The organism is Dysgonomonas sp. Marseille-P4677 (genome assembly GCF_016652235.1).
Lineage (GTDB): Bacteria > Bacteroidota > Bacteroidia > Bacteroidales > Dysgonomonadaceae > Dysgonomonas.
The window spans coordinates 1-3,565 of record NZ_JAEPKU010000213.1; the positions used below are offsets into that span (position 1 = coordinate 1).

Annotated in this window: 3 protein-coding genes; all 3 read left to right on the forward strand. The window is 37.2% G+C overall.

Annotation, left to right across the window (positions count from 1 at the left end; genetic code table 11):
• The first annotated feature begins 7 nt into the window (after positions 1-7).
• Entirely contained in the window at positions 8-148 is a 141-nt protein-coding gene (locus JGH11_RS20645; protein WP_370567637.1) for a RagB/SusD family nutrient uptake outer membrane protein, read from the forward strand.
• A 20-nt stretch (positions 149-168) separates the two neighbouring features.
• The gene (locus JGH11_RS19315) at positions 169-867 is read left to right on the forward strand and encodes a DUF3823 domain-containing protein (RefSeq protein WP_201114523.1); all 699 of its coding nucleotides are present in this window, start codon (positions 169-171) and stop codon (positions 865-867) included.
• A gap of 88 nt (positions 868-955) precedes the next feature.
• Complete coding sequence (locus tag JGH11_RS19320) at positions 956-3,514, forward strand: glycoside hydrolase family 3 C-terminal domain-containing protein (RefSeq protein WP_201114525.1); 2,559 nt, start codon at positions 956-958, stop codon at positions 3,512-3,514.
• Positions 3,515-3,565 lie beyond the last annotated feature (51 nt).

Below are 3,565 nucleotides of genomic sequence, written 5' to 3' on the forward strand. Positions count from 1 at the left end.
CTATTATATATTTAATGAAGGTAAATATATATTCAAAAAAGAATATGTAGGAGGTAAATATACATTCGATCCTAAAGTTTATTATTCAAAAATACCAGACTCTGAAAGAGATAAAAATGGTAAATTAGAACAAAATCCTGGTTATTAATTTTGAAAATACCACTAATAATGATGACAAAAAAAATTGTACACTTGCTGCTCTTGATCGCTTTATTCTCATTTGCTGCATGCGATGATATAGATAATTACGAAGAGCCGAAAGAAACCTTGCAAGGGAAACTTATTGACGAGTCAACAGGTAATCCGCTTATTACAGAACAGCCAAATGGTTTCAGAATAAAATTAGCTGAAATAAGCTGGAGTGATACCCCTCAGAATGAACACTTTGCAGGAAAGGCTGATGGAACATTCTTTAATAAAAGAATATTCAAAGGAACGTATGAGGTAACACCGGTTGAAGGCGCATTTTTTCCTGTCGAAAAAAAGACTGTGGAGATCAACGGCGTTACAACTGTCGATTTTTCGGTTATACCCTATCTTTCTATTTCAAAACCTGAAATTAAGAAGATTGATGGAACATCGGTAGAAGTGACTTACACTCTGTCCAGAATGAAAGAAGGTGACAAAATATTGGATACCAGGGTATTTGTATCAACCAATCCGAATGTTGGTAATAATATTTTCACCAGTAATCTGAGCCCAATAATTAATCTAAAAGAAATCAATGATACTGAGGTTTTACAAACTACTTTTAAGCAAGTAGTAACAGGACTTGAATCGGGAAAAACATATTATCTACGAGTGGGAGCAAGAACTGACAACCCCCAAAAACGATATAATTTTACCCAGACCATTGAACTTAAATAATAATTAAAAATAAAGAGAGTTTGGATATAATATTGTCTAAACTCTCTTTGTATATTTACGTTAAATATCAAAATATAATTAATTAGTAATGACGACATTTTCCAAGATTTTTTTTATAACTATCTGTATTACATTTGCTTTCTCTGTATCAATTATAGCACAGAGAAATGTATATTTAGACGAGGGAGCCCCGATAGATGTGCGAGTAAAGGATTTACTATCGAAGTTGACCGTAGAAGAAAAAATCAGCTTATTGAGAGCCACCTCACCGGGAATCCCCAGAATGAATATAGACAAATATTATCATGGCAATGAGTCCCTGCATGGAGTAGTAAGACCGGGCTCTTTCACCGTATTCCCTCAAGCTATAGGGCTGGCAAGTATGTGGAATAAAAAACTACATTACGAAATTGCAACAGTAATATCGGACGAAGCCCGTGGCCGATGGAATGAGTTGGAACAAGGAAAAAAACAGTTGAATCAGTTCAGCGATCTACTCACTTTCTGGTCACCTACTGTAAACATGGCACGTGACCCTCGTTGGGGACGTACCCCCGAAACTTATGGAGAAGATCCTTACTTGTCCGGAGTTCTGGGTACACAATTTGTCAAAGGATTGCAAGGAAACGACCCTAGATATCTTAAAATAGTATCCACCCCTAAACATTTCGCTGTCAACAACGAAGAACACAATCGCTTTGTTGCCAATCCTCATGTCTCGGAAAAGCAACTAAGGGAATATTATTTGCCGGCCTTCGAAAAATGTATTATCGACGGACAAGCAGCCTCTATAATGACTGCTTACAATGCTCTAAACGATGTTCCATGTACATTGAATACATGGTTGATACAAAAAGTACTACGTGGAGATTGGGGCTTTAGGGGGTATGTCGTATCCGACTGTGGTGGCCCCAGCCTATTAGTTAGTGCTCACAAATATGTGAAAACAAAAGAAGCCGCTGCAACCCTATCTATAAAAGCAGGCTTAGACCTTGAGTGCGGAGACGATGTGTATATCAAACCGTTATTAAATGCCTATAAGCAGGGCATGGTATCGGATGCGGACATAGACTCGGCTGCATCTCATGTCCTAACCGCAAGAATGCGACTTGGATTATTCGATAATAAGGATAGTAATCCTTACAATAAAATATCACCTTCTATAGTAGGTTCTCCTAAACATCAAGTTCTGGCTTTGGAAGCAGCTCGTCAAAGTATTGTTTTACTAAAAAACGACAATAATACACTACCTATCAACCTGAATAAAATAAAATCTATTGCTGTAATAGGTATTAATGCTGCTAATTGCGAATTTGGAGACTATAGTGGTACTCCTGTTAATCCATCTGTTTCTATATTAGATGGGATAAAAAAACGTGTCGATAACAAAGTAAAGATTATACATGCTCCTTGGCAATCGTCCAGAGACGGATATGAGATAATATCACGTGAGTTCTTTCCGGAAGGACTTAAAGCTGAATATTTCACGAACAAAGATTTACAAGGAAAACCCAAAGTTCGCCAAGATGAGTGGGTAAATTTCGAGCCTGCCAATCAAGCGCCGGACCCTTTTCTCCCTAAGTCTCCACTATCTATTCGATGGACAGGAAAATTAAGGCCTGCCGTATCGGGTGAGTATATGATGGGCCTTGCAACAGATGACGGTGGACGCCTGACAATAGATGGAAAAACGATAACCGAATACTGGAAAAAAAGAGGAGTAGCCACAGACACTGTCAAGATATGGATGGAAGCTGGAAAAGACTACAATATTGCTGTCGAATATTTTGACGATGGCGGCGAAACTGTAGCCAAACTATATTGGAAAGCTCCTGATGCTAAAAACAGAAAAGTGATAGATTTATACGGTGAGGCCGGTAAGGCTGCCCGTAATAGCGATATGACAATTGCTGTTCTAGGCATTAACAAGAGTATCGAAAGAGAAGGACAAGATCGTAATGACATTAGTCTGCCAAAGGATCAGGAAGAATTTATAAAAGAGATCTATAAAATAAATCCTAATACAATTGTAGTTCTGGTTGCAGGAAGTTCTTTAGCTATCAACTGGATCAATGATAATATTCCGGCAATAGTGAATGCATGGTATCCGGGTGAACAAGGAGGTACAGCTGTCGCAGAAGTATTGTTTGGTGATTATAACCCTGCCGGAAGATTACCACTCACCTATTATAAATCATTGGATCAACTCCCACCTTTCGATGACTACGATGTCACCAAAGGACGCACTTATCAGTATTTTAAAGAAAAACCTCTTTATCCCTTTGGTTATGGTCTTAGCTATACTAAGTTTGCTTATAAAAAATTGAACATCGAAGAGAAAGATAATTATTTCAATGTAAGTTTCGATATCCAAAACGTAGGGAAACAGGATGGTGACGAAGTTGCCCAACTATACATCAAATTACCGGACTCAGGTACTATTATGCCAATCAAACAGTTAAAAGGTTTTGAACGGAATAGAATAGCAAAAGGAAAGATTCAAAAGATAGAAATGAAACTAGATAAGAAGGATTTGAGATATTGGGATGAAAAAAGTAATCAATTCGTAATACCTAAAGGTAAATACATATTCATGATAGGTGCTTCGTCCAAAGATATCCGATTACAACAAGAGGTATATTTATAGATTTGAGAATTGTATATAGAAATTATTTAAACTAATTTTAGACTGTAAATC

Coding starts and splice junctions, on each gene's coding strand:
- JGH11_RS19315 (WP_201114523.1), top strand. CDS start 169: ATGATGACAAAAAAAATTGTACACTTGCTGCTCTTGATCGCTTTATTC.
- JGH11_RS19320 (WP_201114525.1), top strand. CDS start 956: ATGACGACATTTTCCAAGATTTTTTTTATAACTATCTGTATTACATTT.